At 47.7% G+C, this 19176-nt stretch carries 17 protein-coding genes; 10 read left to right on the top strand and 7 right to left on the bottom strand.

Annotated elements, in window-relative coordinates; all coding sequences use genetic code 11:
* The 3 genes from corA to AAC052_RS25800 form a co-directional block, all read right to left on the bottom strand.
* On the bottom strand, nucleotides 1–975 hold the full coding sequence (gene corA / locus AAC052_RS25810) for a magnesium/cobalt transporter CorA (protein WP_339816045.1): 975 nt from the start codon (nucleotides 973–975) through the stop codon (nucleotides 1–3).
* Between the two features lie 75 nt (nucleotides 976–1050).
* On the bottom strand, nucleotides 1051–1560 hold the full coding sequence (locus tag AAC052_RS25805) for a hypothetical protein (protein ID WP_317489594.1): 510 nt from the start codon (nucleotides 1558–1560) through the stop codon (nucleotides 1051–1053).
* 636 nt (nucleotides 1561–2196) lie between these two features.
* Nucleotides 2197–2337, bottom strand: a complete 141-nt coding sequence (locus AAC052_RS25800) for a hypothetical protein (RefSeq protein ID WP_339816044.1) — start codon at nucleotides 2335–2337, stop codon at nucleotides 2197–2199.
* A gap of 144 nt (nucleotides 2338–2481) precedes the next feature.
* Between AAC052_RS25800 and AAC052_RS25795 the strand changes: the two genes are divergently transcribed.
* The 7 genes from AAC052_RS25795 (at nucleotide 2482) to AAC052_RS25765 (ending at nucleotide 9970) form a co-directional block, all read left to right on the top strand.
* Nucleotides 2482–4665, top strand: coding sequence for a T9SS type A sorting domain-containing protein (locus tag AAC052_RS25795; protein WP_339816043.1), 2184 nt, complete (start codon nucleotides 2482–2484; stop codon nucleotides 4663–4665).
* Nucleotides 4662–5060, top strand: coding sequence for a hypothetical protein (locus AAC052_RS25790; RefSeq protein ID WP_339816042.1), 399 nt, complete (start codon nucleotides 4662–4664; stop codon nucleotides 5058–5060). Before AAC052_RS25795 ends, AAC052_RS25790 begins: the two co-directional genes overlap by 4 nt.
* 126 nt (nucleotides 5061–5186) lie before the next feature.
* Complete coding sequence (locus AAC052_RS25785; RefSeq protein WP_339816041.1) at nucleotides 5187–5516, top strand: hypothetical protein; 330 nt, start codon at nucleotides 5187–5189, stop codon at nucleotides 5514–5516.
* A gap of 898 nt (nucleotides 5517–6414) precedes the next feature.
* A complete protein-coding gene (locus AAC052_RS25780; RefSeq protein WP_339816040.1) occupies nucleotides 6415–6903 on the top strand; it encodes a hypothetical protein in 489 nt (162 codons plus the stop codon).
* A gap of 359 nt (nucleotides 6904–7262) precedes the next feature.
* Entirely contained in the window at nucleotides 7263–7592 is a 330-nt protein-coding gene (locus AAC052_RS25775) for a nucleotide pyrophosphohydrolase (protein WP_317489589.1), read from the top strand.
* Nucleotides 7589–9790, top strand: a complete 2202-nt coding sequence (locus tag AAC052_RS25770) for a DNA/RNA helicase domain-containing protein (RefSeq protein ID WP_339816039.1) — start codon at nucleotides 7589–7591, stop codon at nucleotides 9788–9790. The genes AAC052_RS25775 and AAC052_RS25770 overlap by 4 nt, the downstream gene beginning before the upstream one ends.
* Nucleotides 9791–9970, top strand: a complete 180-nt coding sequence (locus AAC052_RS25765) for a hypothetical protein (protein ID WP_317489586.1) — start codon at nucleotides 9791–9793, stop codon at nucleotides 9968–9970. It abuts the gene before it with no gap.
* Nucleotides 9971–10072: 102 nt separating this feature from the next.
* Here AAC052_RS25765 and AAC052_RS25760 read toward each other — a convergent pair whose 3' ends face one another.
* From AAC052_RS25760 to AAC052_RS25745, 4 genes are all read right to left on the bottom strand, one after another.
* Nucleotides 10073–11083, bottom strand: a complete 1011-nt coding sequence (locus AAC052_RS25760; RefSeq protein WP_339816038.1) for a hypothetical protein — start codon at nucleotides 11081–11083, stop codon at nucleotides 10073–10075.
* A gap of 401 nt (nucleotides 11084–11484) precedes the next feature.
* Nucleotides 11485–11670, bottom strand: coding sequence for a hypothetical protein (locus AAC052_RS25755; protein ID WP_339816037.1), 186 nt, complete (start codon nucleotides 11668–11670; stop codon nucleotides 11485–11487).
* 2 nt (nucleotides 11671–11672) lie between these two features.
* Nucleotides 11673–12428 (bottom strand): hypothetical protein, encoded by a 756-nt coding sequence (locus tag AAC052_RS25750; RefSeq protein ID WP_317489583.1) that lies wholly within the window; start codon nucleotides 12426–12428, stop codon nucleotides 11673–11675.
* Nucleotides 12428–13987 (bottom strand): hypothetical protein, encoded by a 1560-nt coding sequence (locus tag AAC052_RS25745; RefSeq protein ID WP_339816036.1) that lies wholly within the window; start codon nucleotides 13985–13987, stop codon nucleotides 12428–12430. Before AAC052_RS25745 ends, AAC052_RS25750 begins: the two co-directional genes overlap by 1 nt.
* A 303-nt stretch (nucleotides 13988–14290) precedes the next feature.
* Here AAC052_RS25745 and AAC052_RS25740 point away from each other — a divergent pair, with 303 nt between their 5' ends.
* The 3 genes from AAC052_RS25740 to AAC052_RS25730 all read left to right on the top strand — a co-directional run bounded on the left by AAC052_RS25740 (nucleotide 14291) and on the right by AAC052_RS25730 (nucleotide 19032).
* On the top strand, nucleotides 14291–14623 hold the full coding sequence (locus tag AAC052_RS25740) for a hypothetical protein (protein ID WP_339816035.1): 333 nt from the start codon (nucleotides 14291–14293) through the stop codon (nucleotides 14621–14623).
* Nucleotides 14624–14769: 146 nt separating this feature from the next.
* Nucleotides 14770–18060, top strand: a complete 3291-nt coding sequence (locus AAC052_RS25735) for a hypothetical protein (RefSeq protein WP_339816034.1) — start codon at nucleotides 14770–14772, stop codon at nucleotides 18058–18060.
* Nucleotides 18061–19032, top strand: coding sequence for a hypothetical protein (locus AAC052_RS25730; protein ID WP_339816033.1), 972 nt, complete (start codon nucleotides 18061–18063; stop codon nucleotides 19030–19032).
* The last annotated feature ends 144 nt before the right edge of the window (nucleotides 19033–19176 follow it).

The following is a 19176-nucleotide window of genomic DNA, read 5'->3' as shown; positions in this document are numbered from 1 at the left end:
TTACAACCACTTTTTGTGTTTCATGTACACCACCATCACCACACTGCTCACAATCATAAAAGTCCACAGCATTGGGTAGCCATAGGGCGAATCAAGCTCCGGCATGTACTTGAAATTCATGCCATACACCCCGGCGATAAAGGTGAGTGGAATGAAAATAGCGGCCACCACCGTCAGGGTTTTCATTACCTTGTTCATGTCGTTGCTGAGGTTGGACAGGTGCAGGTCCATGATGTCTTTCAGCATTTCACGGGAAGTTTCAAAAGAGCTGATCAGGTAGTGAATGTGGTCGGCAACGTCCTGAAAATAATTCACAGAAGTTTTCTGGATGAAGTGAGAGCCCTCCACCCTCATCTTATTGAGGGCATCCCGCAGCGGCAAGGTGTATTTCCTCAGCGTGTTGATCTCCTTTTTGATCTCCATGATCTCCTCCACCACATGGAAAGAAGGGTCTTTGATAATCTCAGCTTCCAGCTTCTCTATTTTGTCACGCAGGCGCTCCATAATAGCCATGTAATTGTCCACCACAGAGTCGATGATGTTGTAAAACAGGTAGTCGGCACCGTACTTTCTGATTCGCCCCTTGGCCAGTGCTATGCGATTTCTTAGCTCATCAAACACGTCGCCGGGCAACCCTTCCTGAAAGGTGATGATGAGGTCTTCGCCCATCACAATGCTGAGATGCTCCTGGGTTATTTTATTGGATTCAGGGTTAAATACCAGCATCTTCAAAGTAAAGAAAAGGTACTTATCAAACACCTCGAACTTTGGCAGCTGTTCCAGGTTTTGAATATCCTCAGCCATCAGGTGATGGATACCAAAGAACTGAGCGGTGTCTTCCACCAGGATCTTATTGGTGATTTCCACATCAAACCAGTTGATGTGATCGGGCTTTACCAGCTTTGAGGCTTCGGCGGGGCTAAGCCCATCCCTTGTGGTGTAGCCAGGGTCGTTGTATTGAATGAGTGTTATCAAGGTTGGTGAGATTAGGCTGTTAATTTACACCAACGATTTGGAATCCGTGCTAGCCACTATTCCTCCGGGTGTAATTTATTTTTGCGCCCTTTGCAGGGGCTGGCATTTGTAGAATTGACAATCAGAAAAATCGTCAAGTACCTCATCTTCATCTATATAGATTTTCCACTCCCCGTCAATCCGTTTAAGGGTGGCGTGAAACATTCCATAAAGCACCTGAGGGGGGCTCTGGGGCTTGTGCAGACTGACACGATAATAACCGACCTCATAGGCTATGGCACCTTCTACCAGCCGGTCAACAAACCGAATCTCCAGATTTCTTTCCCAGTCTTTCGATTGAGAAATCGCATTACGCCGATACTCATTTTTCCGGTAGGCCGTACCCACCATGATCTGGCTACTCTCCCTTTTTACCCTGATTACATCCGGCGTGTGCAAAGCCATGAAGGCCCGGGTGTTAAATTCATTGTAGGCCTTGATATAGGGTATCCACAACTGTTCATCAATTTGCTCAAATACTCTGTCCTGTTGCGCCCAAACGTCAACGGAAAGTATACATAGCAAGACCAATACCGTGCTCTTCATTCTTTCCTCCTTCTTCTGCCTGTGTGTTCTACAACAATTAAAGGACGTAAAGTCAGCACAATACAACCCATCGGACTGGGGGGAATTTTAGGGGGATATGTGGAGGAGAGGATTTGCGGCCTCGAATTGAGGATTCTGAAAGCCCGGATGGGGCTTCACCGCCATCCTCTGGCTATTCCGCCCCTACAGGGCTTTGAGGAGTCTGCATGGCCGCTAGCCACACTGCAAGTGCCGTTTATTAACCTTGGTGTCTTCGTGTCTTCGTGGCTCCAGAAATGGTCGTTAAGGTGCCGTGTCTTCACGCAACTTGTCCGGATGGAACAAAACGCCTTTTGAGGTCTCTCGCAGAGGACCCTGAAAGAGCGTTTTACCCTTTTTCGGATGGGGCTTCACCGCCATCCTCTGGCTATTCCGCCCCTACAGGGCTTTGAGGAGTCTGCATGGCCGCTAGCCACACTGCAAGTGCCGTTTACTAACCTTGGTGGCTTCGTGGCTTCGTGGCTCCAAAAATGGTCGTTAAGGTGCCATGCCTTCACGCACCTTGTACGGATGGAACAAAACGCCTTTTGGGGTCTCTCGCAGAGGACCCTGAAAGAGCGTTTTACCCTTGTACGGGGCATCATTTTACCACCATCGCTAGCCCACCGCAACCCTCAGCATAGGTGGGCGGCTGACGGCTCCAACGCTACTGGCCCCTTGCCGTACCAACGCCTCCAGCTCCTGTCTTCGGCCTTCCGTCTCCTCTCCGAACCTCCGAACGTCTGTATATCCGAACATCTGAGTGTCCGAGTGTCTGAATATCTAAACGTCCGAACATCCGATCGTCCAACCCGCCTCCCACTTTCCTACCCCGCCCTTTCTTTTAAAACTAATTCCTCCCCATTTTTGTCTTAACCAAAAGCAAACTCACTCAAAACCCTTTTGCGCCTTAGTTTTCTCCATATCATACTCATAGCCCTGCTCGCCCTGGCAGAAACCGTCGTAGCCCAGGACATCCCTGTTTTCCGGCCGACGGAGGATCTCACACTGACCGCCAAAGGCATTCAGCTGCGCCAGCCCTTCGCTGGTGGCATGCACTCCGGACAGTTTTTTATGCTTGATGTCAATGCCGATGGCGACGAAGACCTCGTCGTTTTCGACCGGGCAGGCGACGTCGTTAAAGTGTTCACCACCGAAGCCGGGCAGTATGTGTACCAGCCCGACCTTGCTCAGTTTTTCCCGTCTGACCTTGAGAACTGGATCATTCTGATCGACTACAATTGCGACGGACAAAAAGACCTGTTTACCTATTCTTCGTTCGGTGTTCGTGTCTTCACGAACACCTCCAACGCCGGCGAGTACCCTGCCTGGGAGCTGACAGAAGATCCGCTCTTCACGCAATCGGGTAATAACACCGTGAACCTCCTGGTCAATCCGTCAGACATCCCCTCCATTCAGGACATCGATGGCGACGGCGATGTCGACATCCTTGCCTTCAACTTCAGCTCGGGGCAAACGGCGGAGCTGTATGAAAACCGCAGCGTCGACAACACAGGCAACTGCGGTCTCGACTACGTACGTACTAACCAGCGCTGGGGCGGCTTTTCTGAGTGCAATTGCGGCAACTATCAGTTTGAGCCCTTCACCTGCGCCGACCCGTCCAGCCGGACGATGCACATCGAAGGAAAGGCCTTCCTGGTTGCCGACATCAACGGCGACGGGAAACGGGATGCGCTCATTGGCCAGGAGACCTGCGAAGGATTGACCTACCTGATCAATCAGGGTACCGATGCCGATCCCAGCTTCGTGGAGCGGAACCTGTACCTGCCTGATTTCTCTCCCAGCCAGGGTGCCTTTTTCCCCTCTACTTTTCTCGCCGACTTCAACAAAGATGGCCTGGCCGACCTGATCCTCTCCTCCAACCACCGGGAAGACCTGACAGGCCTCGACTATAGGCAGTCGAGCTTTCTGCTTGCCAACAACGGCACCAGCGCAGTGCCTGACTTCGCCGCCCCGGAGCCTTTTTTGCAAAATGAAATGTTTGATGTGGGCGAAAATGCAGTGCCCGTTGCTTATGACGCCACCGGAGACGGACGGCCTGACCTTCTCATCGCCAACAAAGGCCTGCCTGCCACCGACGGCAGTTTCCGGTCAACCATCACCCTGCTCCAAAACAAATGCAATGGCAGCTTTGAGCTAAATACCTCCGACTGGATGGCCCTCAGCCAGCTGGGCCTCACCAACCTCAGCTTTCAGCTGGTGGACATGAACGGAGACGGTCACGCCGACCTGGTGCTCAAAGGGTATGGCCTCAATACTTTCGGACTCAAAATCTTCTGGATTCCTAGCCAAGACGACACCTTCAGCGCTTCTGCTGCCCTGCCTCTCGCCATCGAAATCAACGCCACCGACTACCCCTATTTCTACGACATCAATGGCAATGGCAGGCTGGACCTGCTCCTGGGCCAAAGCAACGGCCGTCTCTCGCTGTGGCTCAACAGCGGAAGCAATACCTCCCCTAGCTTCAACACCAAAACTGACGCCTACCTGGGCATCGACCGCACGCCTGACCGCACCTTTCTCGTGCCTATAGTGGTCAATGAAGATGGCAACGGCTCGCCCGACCTCCTCCTGGCCGACAACTCCGGTGGGCTGCGGCTGATTCACGACTTTAACGTAGCGGGCACCACAGCACCGCAGGTCATCCAGCTTTACAATGCCACGCTCGACGCCACCCAGCTGCTGAAAGCCGGCCGCAGGCTGTGGCCAGCCCTCACCGACCTCACCGGCGACAATGCCAACGAGCTGATCATCGGCACCGCCCAGGGCGGACTTTTGGCCTTCACCGCCACCAACGAGCAGGGCAATCCCGGTGAGGAAGTAAAGCTTCAGGTCAATGTATTCCCCAACCCGCTTGAAACACTCCGAACACTCCGACTAACCACCAACCTCAATGCCGTGGGCATACTGTACAACGTGTCAGGCCAGCGATTAAGTGGGGAGCTGGCCTTCAGCCGCACTGCCACGGCGGAGATTGACCTGAGCAACTTTCCCACTGGCCTCTACTTGCTAAGGATCAGGTCTGGCAGCCAGGCCATAACCAAACGCATCATTGTAGGGCCATGACGAAAGCACTGTTTTACATTCAGCTGGGCGCCAGGGAGCAAATTGGCTTCGGCCACCCCTTTGGCCCGTTGCCAGCCTGGCAGGTGTACGACCTCGACAACCACGCCGACGCTACCACCCTAAAATATGCCAGCCGGTTGCTCGGTGAAGCCGAAGAAGTAGTGCTGGTATTCAAACAACACGGGCCATACCAATCCCTGGGTGGCATCACCGGTTTTCTGGAAAGTGTGATGCGAAGTAAAAAGGCAAACCCAACCGCCTACTCGTTGGGGCCGGTCACGCTGCCCGTTCTTGTCAATAAAAGGTTTGGGGTGCAGGAAAAGGATATTAAAAGCATAAAAGCACTGCTCGATAAACCTCTCGAACCGCCACAAAACACACCGTCCGCCCCTTAAAACAAAGACTGCAGCGCTAATTTTTGCAATAAGCCAAAGAATGGTACATCTGTAGAAAGTACAGCACTTCTCCGAAAAAGGCCGAAACGAGGCCTGTTAACTTTGTCATACACCAAAGGAAAGCACATGAAGGTAACCTATACCTTACTCACACTTCTTATCGCTACTCAGTTGTCATTCGGCCAGAACATGGCTGCCGAAGCTGTCCAACCCGACGCTCTGCCCGTGGCTCCCCATACCAACGCCACCGCCGCCCAGGAAGATGACCAGAGCGCAAAAACGATTGACTACAGCCGCTATAGCATGCCGAAGAAGGCAGCTGCCGAAGAAACCGTCACCCTAAGCCGCCAGGGAAAACGAAGGGCCATTCAGACACAGGAACGCTACGCCATTGCCCACTCTAAAACTTCACATAAGAAAAACAAAAAGAAGAAAAAGCAAGGAGCGATAAGATAAACGGCTTGCATGCCGATCGATTACCCGTCGGTTGCTGCCACCCCTAAAAGTAGCCGACCAGCCCTCGCCATTCGAAGCAACCCCCTTCCGCAACGCCATCAAATTAAAGAGGTTAATCTCTGCGCCCCTGCAAGTAGTAACCTCTTTAATCTCAACGCAAACGAAATAAAGAGGCTCTGCGCTTCCGTAACGCTATCAAATTAAAGAGGTTACTCTCTACGCCCCCGCAAGTAGTAACCTCTTTAATCTTAACGCAATCGAACTAAAGAGGCTCTGCGTTTCCGCAACGCTATCAAATGAAAGAGGTTACTCTCTACGCCCCTGCAAGTAGTAACCTCTTTAATCTTCCCCGACGAAATGAAAAGTTGCACTCCAATCCCTCCATCACCCAATCAAAAAATACTTCAATTGCTTTGGGCGTGCCCCCTTTGCCGCCGGAGTGCTAGCACTCTCCCGATAATCCGTGCCGTCGGCAGGGGTCGGGCCTTCACCAGTCGCCGCCCAACGCACAAAACACCAACAGCGGGCTCCAACAATGGCTCTGTCCCTCACGCAAGGAGGCACCGGTGGAAAAAGATGGAATTAGAGAAGCGATCGCATGGACGTTTCATTATCAACAATATTCCATATTACGATATGGAATAATCCGTCTGTGTCCGAAACGGAATCACCAGTCAGCGAAGCGTTTTCGCAGCCTTAGCGGAGAAATCCCCTAAGACAAGAAGAACCTGTAGACCAACTGCCATTACTTCGAAGTGACGTCGGAGTGGGCCGACGTAGAACTCGACGAAGGAATGAAGCCCCCTTCCATAGCACATTCTCTCCCTAGCTGCATTGTTACAATTCCTCGCTTTTTTCTGCCACTTAGGCTTATATTACCACCGAAAAACCGCTATCCGTGACACCTGCCAAATTCATCAAGCGTTGTAACCTCGCCATCTTCTTCATTGCCTTCCCCTTTGTGCTGGAGCAGGTGCTCCCCCTTTCCAAAACTGACGCAGAAGTCACCAAAACCTCCCGCCCGGCTAACTATGTAAGGCACAAAATCAAGTATTCAAGTGAAGAAGTCATCATCCACACCTCTGAAGGCAATATCAGAGTGCCGCCCAACCATCTCAATATCATTAGACAAGGTGACGACGTCGTGGTATACAAAACGGTGTTCTTCAGAAAGCTGAAGCGGATTCACCTGCTGAGACAAGACAAAACCATCGACAGCATCAACCTGCTCTATCGCTGGTTTATCTTTTTACCCGTGGTCATGACCATCCTCGCCGTCGCCACGGTTCGGGTTGCCGACAATGAATTGGCAATGAACCTCGGCTCCGGCAACCTTGTGATAGGCCTCGTAGCCCTTTATATGCTGCTGAGAGACTATGTCAGTTGATTGAAACACGTTGATTCTTCCCTCCCGTTAAAATGTATGCCTTCACACAGATTGACACCAACACAAATGGGGCGAGTCTTCGCTAATCGAAGCAAGCACCGCCACCAGACAGTCATTCTCTTGGCCTTAGGTGGCCTCGTGCGGGTGAGAAGTCTCTAACTACTAGCGATAATACTCTTTGATTGTTTTCAACGACGATGCAAAAAAGTAAAGTGAGTCTTACGACACAAAGCACATGGCCACTTTCGATAAATCCACGAGTCAAAGTATCGACATTGCTCCTCAAATATTTACTTAAGAGATTCTTTGCGGTATATTTAAAAACGTAAAGAATCGTATTGCTTCCAACTAATAAGTCAATGGCAGAAATTCAAAAAATTATCAGCGAATTGATTCAATTCAGAGATGAAAGAGACTGGGCCCAATTTCACAACCCAAAGGATTTAGCTCTTGCAATTAATGTGGAAGCTGGAGAATTGTTGGAACTATTTCTTTGGAAGACTCCGGAAAATGCTAACAGGAATAAGGTTAAGGAGGAATTAGCAGATATTCTTGCTTATGCTTTTCTGCTTGCTGAAAAATACGAGTTTGATGTCAAGGAAATTGTCCTTGAGAAAATCAAGATCAATGGTCAGAAATACCCTGTGGATAAGGCAAAGGGAAATGCAAAGAAATACAATGAGCTATGATATTACCCAATAGCTTCGAAATCAAGCGATACGAATTTTCTTCAGATTTAACTAGAGTTCTAAGCAGTGAATACTTCGCTAAAGACCTTTGGCCAATTGTTTACATTATAAGTGATGATAACGTCAAAGAAGCCTATGTGGGGGAAACTACTGACGTGGACGCACGAATGACTGCCCATTTAAAAAATCAGAGAAAAAAGACGCTTACCACTGTTCACTTAATATCAAGCGTCAAGTTTAATAAATCTGCCACACTTGACATTGAATCAAATCTCATCAAATACATCTCAGGAGATGGTGTATACACATTACTTAATGGCAATCTGGGATTGGCAAATCACAACTACTTCCAGAAAAGAGAACTTTACTGGGATACCTTCAGGTCGATTTGGAATAAACTACGGGGAGAGGGAATAACAGAACATTCTATTGAATACATCGACAATTCAGACTTATTCAAATATTCTCCCTATAAGACGCTTAACAAAGACCAAAAGGATGGGCTACTGGCAATAATTAATAGCTTGCTCAGCGAGACCTACAAAAACACGATTGTTCAGGGCGGGGCTGGGACAGGAAAGACCATCTTAGCTTTGTTCCTTTCTAAAATTCTAAAATCACCTGACAACTCGTTCAATTTTAGGGAATTTCAGGAAGTAGAGGAGTTTACTGACCCTTTAAGCGAATTGAGAGTCAAGTTCCCCGATCCAAAAATTGGACTTGTTGTTCCAATGGCTTCATTTCGCAACACCCTAAAGAAAGTTTTCAAGAATGTAAAGGGACTCAATTCGTCAATGGTCATTGGGCCCGCAGAAGTTGTAAAACAGAAGTATGATATTTTGATTGTTGACGAGGCACATCGATTACGCCGAAGAGTCAACTTGGGTACGTATTTTGGCTCATTTGATTCAGCATGCGAAAAATTGGGACTCGACAAAGCGAGTTGCAGTGAATTAGACTGGGTGCTCCTTCAATCAAGGAAGTGTATACTTTTCTACGATGAGGCGCAGTCGATCAAGCCTTCGGATGTAAAAACAGAAGACTTCCAAAAGTTGAAGAACAGCCCAGACACCACTTTCTTAGGGTTGAAATCGCAGCTGAGGGTAAATGGAGGGAATGACTACGTCGAGTTTGTCAGTGACTTGTTAGACTGTCGGCTAGCGACTATTAATCAGTTTCAGAACAACGAGGAATTTGAGGTCTTGCTTTTCGAAAGTATAGATGATCTTGTAAGCGAAATAAAAGCCAAAGAATCACAATACGGTCTGTCTCGCCTGGTCGCCGGCTATTCCTGGGAATGGGTATCCAAGGGTGATGACACTAGAACCATGACTGATATCGAGATTGAGGGCACCAAGCTTCGTTGGAATAGTGTCGCATCCGACTGGATAACTTCCGAAGGTGCTATCGACGAGGTGGGCTGTATTCATACGACCCAGGGATATGACTTGAATTACATTGGAGTGATTTTTGGAAACGAAATCACCTACAATCCAATCAAGAAAGAGATCGAGGTAATAAAAGAAAATTATTTCGATCGAAACGGCAAAATGTCAATCAACAATATCGAGCAGCTGAAGGCATACATTATCAATATCTACAAGACTATTATGCTAAGGGGAATTAGAGGTGCTTATATATTTATCTGTGATGCTGAACTCCGAAAATATATGGCTCAGTACATTCCAGAGGCCCTTCACCATAAAAAATCGCCCCTGAGAATATTGACACAAGATGAAGCCAAGCCGTTTGAAAACTGCATCCCGATTTACAATCTGAGAGCAGCGGCTGGCAACTTCAGTGAATCCCAAATAGTGGACGAGTTAGATTGGCTTGAGTTGCCTTCAGATTTGCGCCCGAAAACGGATATGTTCGCATGTCAGGTTGTAGGCCGGTCAATGAACGTTGTAATACCTGATGGCGCCATATGTTTGTTTCGTAGATACCAGGGCGGATCGAGAAACGGAAAGATTGTGCTTGTCGAAAGCACTTCCCTCCAAGATGCTGACACAGGCTCTAACTATACCGTCAAAGAATACCATAGCGGCAAAACCATCGACGGAGATGGTTGGCAACACAATTCTATTACCCTAAAACCGTTGTCCGACGATCCTAACTATTCTGATATTGTACTGACCGCAGATGCCGCCCAACAGCTTAGAGTGATTGGAGTCTTTGATCGGGTTTTGGATAGTTGAATGAACATCAGCAGCAAAGGCTACGACACGCCTGATGAGGTAGGTAACTACAGCATAAAGCGCAACAAGATCAGTTTCTTGCCCAGTGCAGAGATGAGAGAGAATATGGGAAGAGTTAGCTACTCCAAGTATGTGGACACTACTGCTCCTCTATTGTTCAACGAACCTGATGAAGTATGAGAAGTACCCTTAGGGGTAAAAACCCAACCTAGAATCCCGCATGCGAGTGCGGGATTTTTTTTTGTGGTTGTGCTCCTCCGTACGCCGGCGGACACGGAGTATTTATACCGGCGCTTCTTTCTTCTTCTTCTTCCGACCTTTCCACCATCCCACCAGGAAGGTAACAATGGGGATGATAATGGATGTCAAAGCCCATTCCGGGTTCTCTCTTATAAACACCCACACGTTAACGAAAAAGCTACTGGCCTTTACGCCCACCTCTATCTCTCTGCGCTGAGCGGGGATCCTCTGTAGCCATTCCCCGTTGCTGCCCAGATTCTCCAGCACAAACACCAGCTGCTTATTGGAACCGGGGCGCAGCGGCTTGATGTACCAATCAAACCACTCTTCCCTGTCCTCAGAAAGTGTTCGCTCAAAGCTTTTGGCCTCACTCAACAATTCGAAATCAGCCGGATCGAACTCAACGGAAAGGCGAATTTTGTCTGTGAGCACGACCCTAAAGGCAGTGGTATTGTCAGCCGATTCATCGATAGTAATATTTTGAGCCGTCGCAATAGCCCCAATTATCTCCTGACGGTTTAATACCTTGCTCACTACTGCAGTAATAGTTTCCGGCACTGTCTCCAGCATTGTCGAAGGGCAATTCACCAATAGCTCTCCATCAAATTCCACCTCGCTTAATTCGCTGATCTGCTGTCTAAGGCCCATTTGCCTGGCAGCCAGTGTGTCTGCCAGGTGTTGCTCCTGCCTGCTAATTTCGCCATTAGCCACCACGTATCGCTGCCGGTAGAGCCTGGAAACAGCCAGCAGGGAATCATACACCTCATCTATTGGGTTGCGGGCAACTATTGGTTCTGCCAATTCATTTCTAAAGCGCTCCATCATTGCCCTTGCCTCGTCTAATTCCGCTTCAGTGGCTAAAAGCATGGCCTCAACCGCCGCTTTTTCAGTTTTAGCAGCATCAAGCTCAATCAAACGAATGGAATCGTTCTCCATAAGGAATCGGAGGTCTTTCGCATGCGCCTCGCTCACATCTCTCTGCATTCTGGGGCTTGCACAGCCGATTAGCAGCAAGGGCAGCAAGGCACGTGTAAACAGTTGTGACAATTTCATAGCTGTAGTGATTTTAGGTTATCAATTTGCAAACGAACGCACACCTGCAACAGGCTAACAGAATGGTATTGGTTTGGTGTGTTTACCCAGGACAAACCGCCTTATCCCAATGGGTACAGTGACATAAAAATAACGTCTCTTCTAAATCGACCCAGGGCCAGACTCATGGGTTCGATCAATTGCTTATCAACCAGGCATTTCCGAATTTGAAATGAAAATACAAAATATTCAAAACTTGACAGTGGCCTTCGCTGCAAGATCAGTCCCCTCCCCAGGAATTTCGCCAGGGCATTGGAACGGATCCGCAGTTCACAGTCAATAAGACAGACGGCCCCCCGACACCTGCCGACGACATTCTCCGCTTTGCTGCCCCATCCCTCACTTTCCCATGCCCAATAACCTCACATGCACACATAGGTTACCTTGCCGTCAGGCCCCACCACCCTTACCTTTGTCTGGCCTTCCGGGCATTCAACCGCTGCAGTGGCTCCTGCTTTCTTTTTTCTGGATTGTACCACAGCTACGCTGCTGATACCATGCTTTTCCAGTAGTTTTTTGTAATCTTTGATTAGCGCTTCCATGTTCATGGTCATTCAGTTTTTAGCTTTACATATACTTTTAGCGAGTCTTTTACATTTTCAAGCTCGTTGCCGGCAGCGTCGAGGGCGGTAGCCACCAGCCATATATACTGATCGGGCGAAATAGTTCCGGGGGAATAGATGGCAGAGACTTTTGACTCTCCGTCACTGTTGAGCGACTCTGCCCTGAACGAACCACCCGGACTGCCGCCAAAGTCTTCGAAGTAGTCCATCAACTGCACTTTTGTGCCCTTGTCCACCCCGTTGCCCTCTTCGTTTCGCAGCCGGCCCGATAAGGTGAGCTCACTATCAAAGTTGGTATAAACGCTGAAAGCATCGGCCGTTAGAGAAATAGTTTTGGGAGGAGAAGCAACCACGGCGATGGTGTCGCTTACCACGTAAAGCCCTCCAAACTCAGGCAGCTCAGGTTCGGCCCAAATGCCCACTTTGCCTGATGAAGCTGGCGCCCGCCAGAATACCTCTGCCAGTACTTTTTCATTTCTCTTGATGGCCTTCGTAGAAATCTTGATCCCCTCACCATCGACAAAGCTGCCTCCAGTGGACTTTACCACTACCGTTCGCAGTGTGGGATCGGTATCGGCATTTAGCTCAAGAGTAACTTTTACGGTGGATGACCCATCGGCCTTCACCTCCGACTTTGAGAGCTTCATGGTGATGACGTCACTGATGGCTGGTGCCTCGTCCTCAACACAAGCGGTGGCGAGCACGCAAAATAACATCATGGGGTAGTATATATTCTTTTTCATCAGAGACCGAATTTTCCTGTTAGTTTCGAAAGTTGTGCGCCAAAATCCACATCGAGGCTAATACCTGCATAGTATCGCATCACCAGGTCGTTGTCGATAATGAGAGGAATTGGGTTTTTCTTGTTGAGCAAGGCCACGCCGGTGGTGAATGAGAGTGAACGAGTCAGTTTATAGTTGGCACCCCCCAGTAATGACATTTTGCTATAGAAGTCGCTATACTGATCATCTTTTATTTCAATGGCAGAAAGCGCAAGGCTAAATGAAAAGCGGTGCAAAAATTGGTTTTTCAGGTGCTTATAGGGAATCTCCTTGTTGACTTGCCTCAGGTAGAAAGATACACCAAACGTGGGCCTGACAAATAGCTGGTCGGCATTGGTGCCATTGGCAAAGATGCTTACCAAGCCTATTTCCGGAATAATGAAATAGGTGCCTCTTGTTTTCAAGCTTAGCACTTCATTGGTGCCCGAAAACCAGGTGGTATAGCGAATCTGGTCGCTTGAGTCCAGTATCTCCATCAGGTCCCCGTTGAGGTCGGACAAAAACTTTTTGTTGGATGTCATCTGCACAATGATCGCCCGTAAATCAGTGAGCAGGCCGGTGTACACTGAGGTGTTGACGTTGTCTCTCAACTGAAGCCACTCAGTCATCGCCCTCAGCTCGTTGAAATATTTCAGGGAGCTGGAGAGGTTGCCTATTCGCTTTTCAAGTTCGTAAATTTTGGCTGGCTGCCCACCGGTGCTATTGATGGGGCCATAGCTACCCTCGTAAACCCCTGGAAGCTTGCCGGCATCGAAAAGACTCCAGAGCAATGCCACCAGCTCGGGGCTAAGCTTTCTGAGCGCAGCATCTTTTTCAACAATGGCGAGATTACCTTTATTCAGGTGGCTAACCGCTGGTGAAAAAGTGGCGGAATATAAAGAATTGAAGGCGGGCGCAATATTGGCACTGTAGAAGTCCTTGATTGCTTTGTGATAGGCCTTGCGCAACTCCTGACCTCTTGCCTCAGGCGAAAGGTTCAGTTGGGCCACTTCCCGGTTGGCGTCAGTTATCCACGTTGATCCAAATGATGTGACAGGGGCATCTTTAAAGGTAGGTTGTAATTTTGTAAGAAGGGCATTCAACTTTTTGTATGCCTTATCGTCCTCACCATTCTTGAATTCATTAAAAACGCCATAAAGCTCCATGAGGGGGTCTTTCCTGAACTTATGTATCAATCTGACCTCCAGTGTGAGGTCTGGAGGAAGCGCTTCAATATCCAGGAAGGCATAATTTTCAAAATGCCTGGCCTCTTTCTGGTAAAAGGGCTCAACGGTCTGGGGTTTTATTTGAATTAGGGGATTCTTTTCGTCGGTTAGTTCGCCATTTTTATAATATCGTCGATATAGCAAGACCTTCTCGATTGACTGGTGCTTGTCTTGTACTTTTAAAATAAAAGGTTCATCAAATGGCAGCTGTCCCTTTACAGTTTTTGTGAGCGAGTCCACTACATACACTTTCTGTCCGGGCGAAAGCAGTGGCAGAAGCAAAAGGGTAAATAAATAGGTTAGCGCTGGTTTCATTTTTTACCTTTAAGATACTGGGAGTTCCTTTCAAGGTCAATACTCATTATTCTGTATTTAATTGAGACCCAGCTGAATTGATGGCCAAAAGGCGCTTCTATTTCGATTGGCTCGGGTTGACAAGGCATCGTTCCCTCTTCTGTTGCGCCAGGTGGCGCTTCTATATGCCGTACCTACGGCACTCGCTCTGCGTTGCTTCTCTGCTTTTGGCGTTACCGCCATGCCGTCCCTAACGGGACTGGTAGTGCTGCTATGGCAGGTCGAATTCGAGCCCTGAAGAGGCCCGGACGGAGTGCAATAACCATGCGAAGGGTGCTAGCCCTTCGCACCAAAGCAGCCACACCAAGGCGATACTTTATATGCCGTACCTACGGCACTCGCTCTACTGCCTTACTCGGCTTTTGGCGTTACCGCCGTGCCGTCCCTAACTGGACTGGCGATGCTATTGCATGCAGGTCGCATTCGAGCCCTGAGCCGGGCGCCCCTAAGCAGGACACCCCTGTAAGGGCCCGGACGGAGTGTAATATCCCTGCGATGGGTGCCAGCCCTTCGCACCAAAGCACCATCACCTCAAACCTCACCTACCGTTTTTATCGCTACTTTCTCTCTCAAAACCTAACTCCTATTTGCAAATAAAAAATAAGTACGTATTTTAATATCTCATTATATTATTTCAGCCTAGAACCTATTTTTAGCCGGATGGAGTTAGTTTTTCAAGGGGTTTTGTATAAATCATTTTTTAAAATAGCGGGATACTATCTATTAATTTCATCTCCCCTGGCATGATATCGAAGGTATATATCCCTGTATTTTACCTGATTTTATGGGTGCTTCTGCTGGCAATTGTGCCTCAAAGCCATGCCCAGCAGCCTTCAGTTCCCCCACAAGAAGGCGACACCCTCGACAATGTCACCATATCGGAGGACGAAGCCCGCAACATCATGAAGGGCCTGTTCGACCTGCCCCGGCTCACGCACTCCCTGGCCCTGGGCCGCATTGCTAAGGACGAGCGACTCACAGCCTTCACCGACGGCTTTATGCAGCGCAACAATATCCAGGTGCTCACCATCGGCTACATCGAGAGCGACGAGTTCTGGCCCAGGATTTTCCGGCAGCAGCGGCTTAACAAAATCAACAAGGCCGACATCGACAACCTGCTGGCCGCCAAAATCATCTTTGTGCCTGTGGCCACCGATGGCCCCCCAACGGGCTATACCACCACCCTGGAGCTAACGGGCAAAACATCACAGGTCTACGAGCTGCTCAGTATCAGCCAGGCCGAAGTAGATTCCATTGCCGCCTCCACCAGTCAGCAGCAGCTGGGCAACACCGCCTTCGCCACGCCCAACGAAGCCAAAGAAACCGTGGTGAGTGCGCTGATAGCGGCGCTGCAAAGGGTGGAGCTCAAAGCCTCGCCGCAGGATGCCCTGGCACTGGTGACTTTTCAGGCAGCTCCAGCGGGTGAAGACGGCCTGCCGACTTACGGATTTGACCAGATGGTATACGAGCAACTGGCAGCTGACTACCCCACAGCGACCATAGCCGGCCAAACAGTTCGCACCGCCTGGAAGTCGCTGAAAAGCAATGCACCCGACAAAGTAATAGCCGTGGCAGGCGGCGACGTCACACCTGTCTTCCAAATGGATGGCGCAACCCTGGCCGCCACCCCAGGGAATGCCAATACCTATAAAGTATCGCTGATGGGCGCCAGCGACGGCACCACCAGCGAGGTGCTGGCCCTCACCTCGGCCGACAACGGATTAACCATGGGCTTGCTCAATACCATCAGCTATGATGAGGAGCACACAAGTGTAAAGATTGTGCCGGTAAATGGGGCCGGAAGCACGATAACGCAAGCCGCCTTGCAGCAAGCATTGAACGACATCTACGCCTCAGCAGTAGCCAGCTGGGATGTGGAGGTGCTCCCCGGCGTGCAGCTTGGGATGGCGTGGGATGAAGACGGCGACGGCAAGCTGAACGATGGCGAAACGGGTATGCTCTCCAACTACACCGGCGAGATGAATGCCATGATCGCTGAGTTTCGAAAAAACCACAACAGGGAAAAGGATGCTTATTACATTTTCCTGGTAGACAAGCCGAAAACAGCAAACAAGCTGGGGTATATGCCTCGCAAGAAGCAGTGGGGGTTTGTGTTTGATGGCAACCACACCAACACCGAAGCCCTCACCAAAACCATTGCCCACGAGCTGGGCCACGGTGTGTTCCGCCTTGAGCACACGTTCAGCGAGAAGGGCCTGCCCCAAAGCCAGACCACCAACCTGATGGACTATGCCCCTACCACCACGGCCCTCTACAAATACCAGTGGGACTACGTGCACGACCCGGTGAATGTGATGACGCTGTTTGATGATGATGAGGAGGGGGCTTTGGTTGATGATTTTGAGTCACCCAACTGTTTGGTTTTGTTAGATGATTCGAACTACCTAATTGGGATAAAACAACTCACGTTGTCATATAAGTTAAACAAATGGGAGCAAGCAATAAACTCCAATAGCCTGAATCCTAGCAACTTCAATATTGTGTTGTTTGTAATGCGAAATGGCCAAGTGGTGTATGCAACAAGTCAGCCTCTCAGCGCAAAAGGTGCTTTAAATTGGCACGGGCTTGTTTTTCAGGGGGATTCAATTTTAACGAGTAAGAATAAAGATCAGTACAAGTTGTTTCTAGGGATTGCGCAACAAAACAGAATAGGCGAAACCTACAAACATTGGTTAATAGACTTCGGAACTAGGCCATTGAGTACTGTACTTAAGTCTCCTTCCGACGTAAATGGTTTTATAACTTTTGTAGACCTGATACGAGAAATCCCTTTTGAAGTGGAAACAGCTTGGGAAGATTGGAAGGAAGTGTCTGATGATGTAAAGAAGTTAACCGATGGGTATGGGAATTATAAGAAAGTAGAAGGTTTGCTACGGAGCGAATCGGATGGGATTGGAGAGGTTTTTTCGGAAATAGAAAACCCTTTACAATTTTTGTATGACAACTCGGAGGAGGTGGAATTCCTTGGCAACAACATTCGAGTTCACTGGACATTTGCAAAAAAGCTTAGGTCAATTGAAAAAAACATTGCAGACATTAAATCCAGTGACCGCTATGTCAGTGGAGATATCTATGGGATAGGGATAAGGCCTCAATATGGGGCAAGTAAAAATACTGTAAGCAATCACAGTTACGGACTAGTTGTCGATATAAAATCAAATCACAACCACTACATTAAAAATGACCAGACTGAGTTATTATTTTTAATAAAGCACATAACTAATTTAGATCTTTTTGATAGAAATGCACGCTCCCCAAAAACTATAAATGAGGCAAGCGTGCTTTTCAAACAGTCGACAGAGGGGTTTAGGTTTGATAGCTTAGAAAATATATATTCTCGAGTAGATGGCTACTTAGGGATATCAAATTCGTATAAAATACAGAACTTAGTTGAAAGGAATCCATTTGAGGATTTCATGAAAATAAAAGCTAGAGTTGACCTTGGCATAATTGACAAAACTGAAATCAGCAATTATTATGTATTACTAGATGGTTTGGAAAAAATCATCTATTCTGAAACCGGAATGCCAGATTTTGGCTACTTGCTATTTGATGAGATCGCTCAACAAGAATTTGCTGAGTTTTCGGAAAGGGTACATTTTTTGAAGGATCATTTATCTCCTATGGAGAGCAGCTTTGCAGATGAAACAATTACTTCGGTATTTTCATCGATTGACAATATTAGGATGCCAGTTATCGCATCGATGTTAGAGGATTATGAAGAATTTAGAGAGGGAATCGTAATGAATTTTGTTCCAAACGGCGACCTCTCAAACTCAGTTTTTAAAACATTTGCTGGTCAACTAAAATCGAAGGCTGCCGATGAAGACTTTATTAAATATATTTTTGTTAACGGCTTTTGCGAAGTTCCGGTGGAATTGATTGAGTCATTCATTTCAGAGGAAGATGTCCAGTGGGGTGGATTGTGGAATTCGACTAATGTTGACTACATGCATTTCGAGATAAAAAAGGATGCAGTTTCAAAGTATCTCAATCAAAAAAAGGTAGACTAGATGACTAAAAAACAGATTGTATATTTATTTCTTGTCTTTCTAAAATTACCTCTTGAAGCAAATGCACAAGAAAGACCGAAAAACCTCCGAGATTCACTTCTTCAGCAATTTACAATCGAGGAATTAAAGAAGATGAGTACTGATGAAATGTGGGAAGAGGTTAGGAGAATGAGAGGGTTTCCTCCAAAAGAAACTTCCGAAGTAGGTGCTTCAAAATTAGATGAGAATGGAGTTCCGATAATTAGGAACTTCCCAAGGCAAAATTTAGTGCCCAAAATAGAAAAGATAGTTCAGGAAATTGACGAGGAAAAACAGAGCTACTTTCAGGAGATTTACCCTAACAATTGGGTAGACATTATTAGTACTAACTTCCAACAGTTTTACCAGGATTGGCGGAAAAGAGAAGTAAAGGAAGAGTTTAGAAATCTTCTGAACATAAATAGCGATACGACTATATATAGCAATATTTCTAAGAGGGTGTACTATTTTAGTAAACAAGGTGAGCTAAGGTTAATCTCTATTGTATATGGTTTCAACATTAACACTGGTAATAAATGGGGCTGGGAGGACAAGGTTCCGTACCAATACGACGAAAGGCACTACTACGTTTGGAATGATTCATTGATCTATTTTAAGCAAATTGAGGCAAAGCAATACTACGACACTGAGCCATCTATGTATAACTTGGTAACAATTGACACAGCAGATGTCCACGTCACTAGGAGAGTTTCCTATTTCTATAGGAACCAGGGCTTTGATTTGTATTTTAATAGAGGACAGTTTAAAAGGTGGGATTGGAGGGATAAATTAGCGGAGATGCCTAATGAATATAAAGAGGTTGGAAACAGTTATCAGGTGATTGTGTTCCGAAATCTCTTATTGGAGAGAAACGAATATTTCCGAGAAGAAAATGACTACCTTTTTCCTGTTCCTGGTTCATTCCTTGAGCCTTATGTGATCGAATCTAAATAACACTATTTGCTTCTGTTCACATTGGGGCTGTGAAAACAGTTAGCCAGGAGCATCCTATGCCCGGCTGATGATTTTTGATGCAACAGAGTGAGAGTGTTACAATAACTGTGTCAAGTCATTGATTTAGTAAAAATCGATAACTTG

Origin of the sequence: uncultured Imperialibacter sp., assembly GCF_963974565.1 — a bacterium.
In the GTDB taxonomy this organism is placed as follows: Bacteria; Bacteroidota; Bacteroidia; order Cytophagales; family Cyclobacteriaceae; genus Imperialibacter; species Imperialibacter roseus.
The sequence above is the reverse complement of the archived record's forward strand: the minus strand, read 5'-3'. Positions and strand labels throughout refer to the sequence as shown.

What these genes read in the sequence shown, in the direction of transcription:
- AAC052_RS25770 (WP_339816039.1), top strand. Translation starts at nt 7,589, where the DNA reads ATGATATTACCCAATAGCTTCGAAATCAAGCGATACGAATTTTCTTCA.
- AAC052_RS25735 (WP_339816034.1), top strand. Translation starts at nt 14,770, where the DNA reads ATGATATCGAAGGTATATATCCCTGTATTTTACCTGATTTTATGGGTG.
- AAC052_RS25760 (WP_339816038.1), bottom strand. Translation starts at nt 11,083, where the DNA reads ATGAAATTGTCACAACTGTTTACACGTGCCTTGCTGCCCTTGCTGCTA.
- AAC052_RS25800 (WP_339816044.1), bottom strand. Translation starts at nt 2,337, where the DNA reads ATGTTCGGATATACAGACGTTCGGAGGTTCGGAGAGGAGACGGAAGGC.
- AAC052_RS25750 (WP_317489583.1), bottom strand. Translation starts at nt 12,428, where the DNA reads ATGAAAAAGAATATATACTACCCCATGATGTTATTTTGCGTGCTCGCC.
- AAC052_RS25775 (WP_317489589.1), top strand. Translation starts at nt 7,263, where the DNA reads ATGGCAGAAATTCAAAAAATTATCAGCGAATTGATTCAATTCAGAGAT.
- AAC052_RS25740 (WP_339816035.1), top strand. Translation starts at nt 14,291, where the DNA reads ATGCGAAGGGTGCTAGCCCTTCGCACCAAAGCAGCCACACCAAGGCGA.
- AAC052_RS25765 (WP_317489586.1), top strand. Translation starts at nt 9,791, where the DNA reads ATGAACATCAGCAGCAAAGGCTACGACACGCCTGATGAGGTAGGTAAC.
- AAC052_RS25745 (WP_339816036.1), bottom strand. Translation starts at nt 13,987, where the DNA reads ATGAAACCAGCGCTAACCTATTTATTTACCCTTTTGCTTCTGCCACTG.
- AAC052_RS25790 (WP_339816042.1), top strand. Translation starts at nt 4,662, where the DNA reads ATGACGAAAGCACTGTTTTACATTCAGCTGGGCGCCAGGGAGCAAATT.
- AAC052_RS25805 (WP_317489594.1), bottom strand. Translation starts at nt 1,560, where the DNA reads ATGAAGAGCACGGTATTGGTCTTGCTATGTATACTTTCCGTTGACGTT.
- AAC052_RS25730 (WP_339816033.1), top strand. Translation starts at nt 18,061, where the DNA reads ATGACTAAAAAACAGATTGTATATTTATTTCTTGTCTTTCTAAAATTA.
- AAC052_RS25785 (WP_339816041.1), top strand. Translation starts at nt 5,187, where the DNA reads ATGAAGGTAACCTATACCTTACTCACACTTCTTATCGCTACTCAGTTG.
- AAC052_RS25755 (WP_339816037.1), bottom strand. Translation starts at nt 11,670, where the DNA reads ATGAACATGGAAGCGCTAATCAAAGATTACAAAAAACTACTGGAAAAG.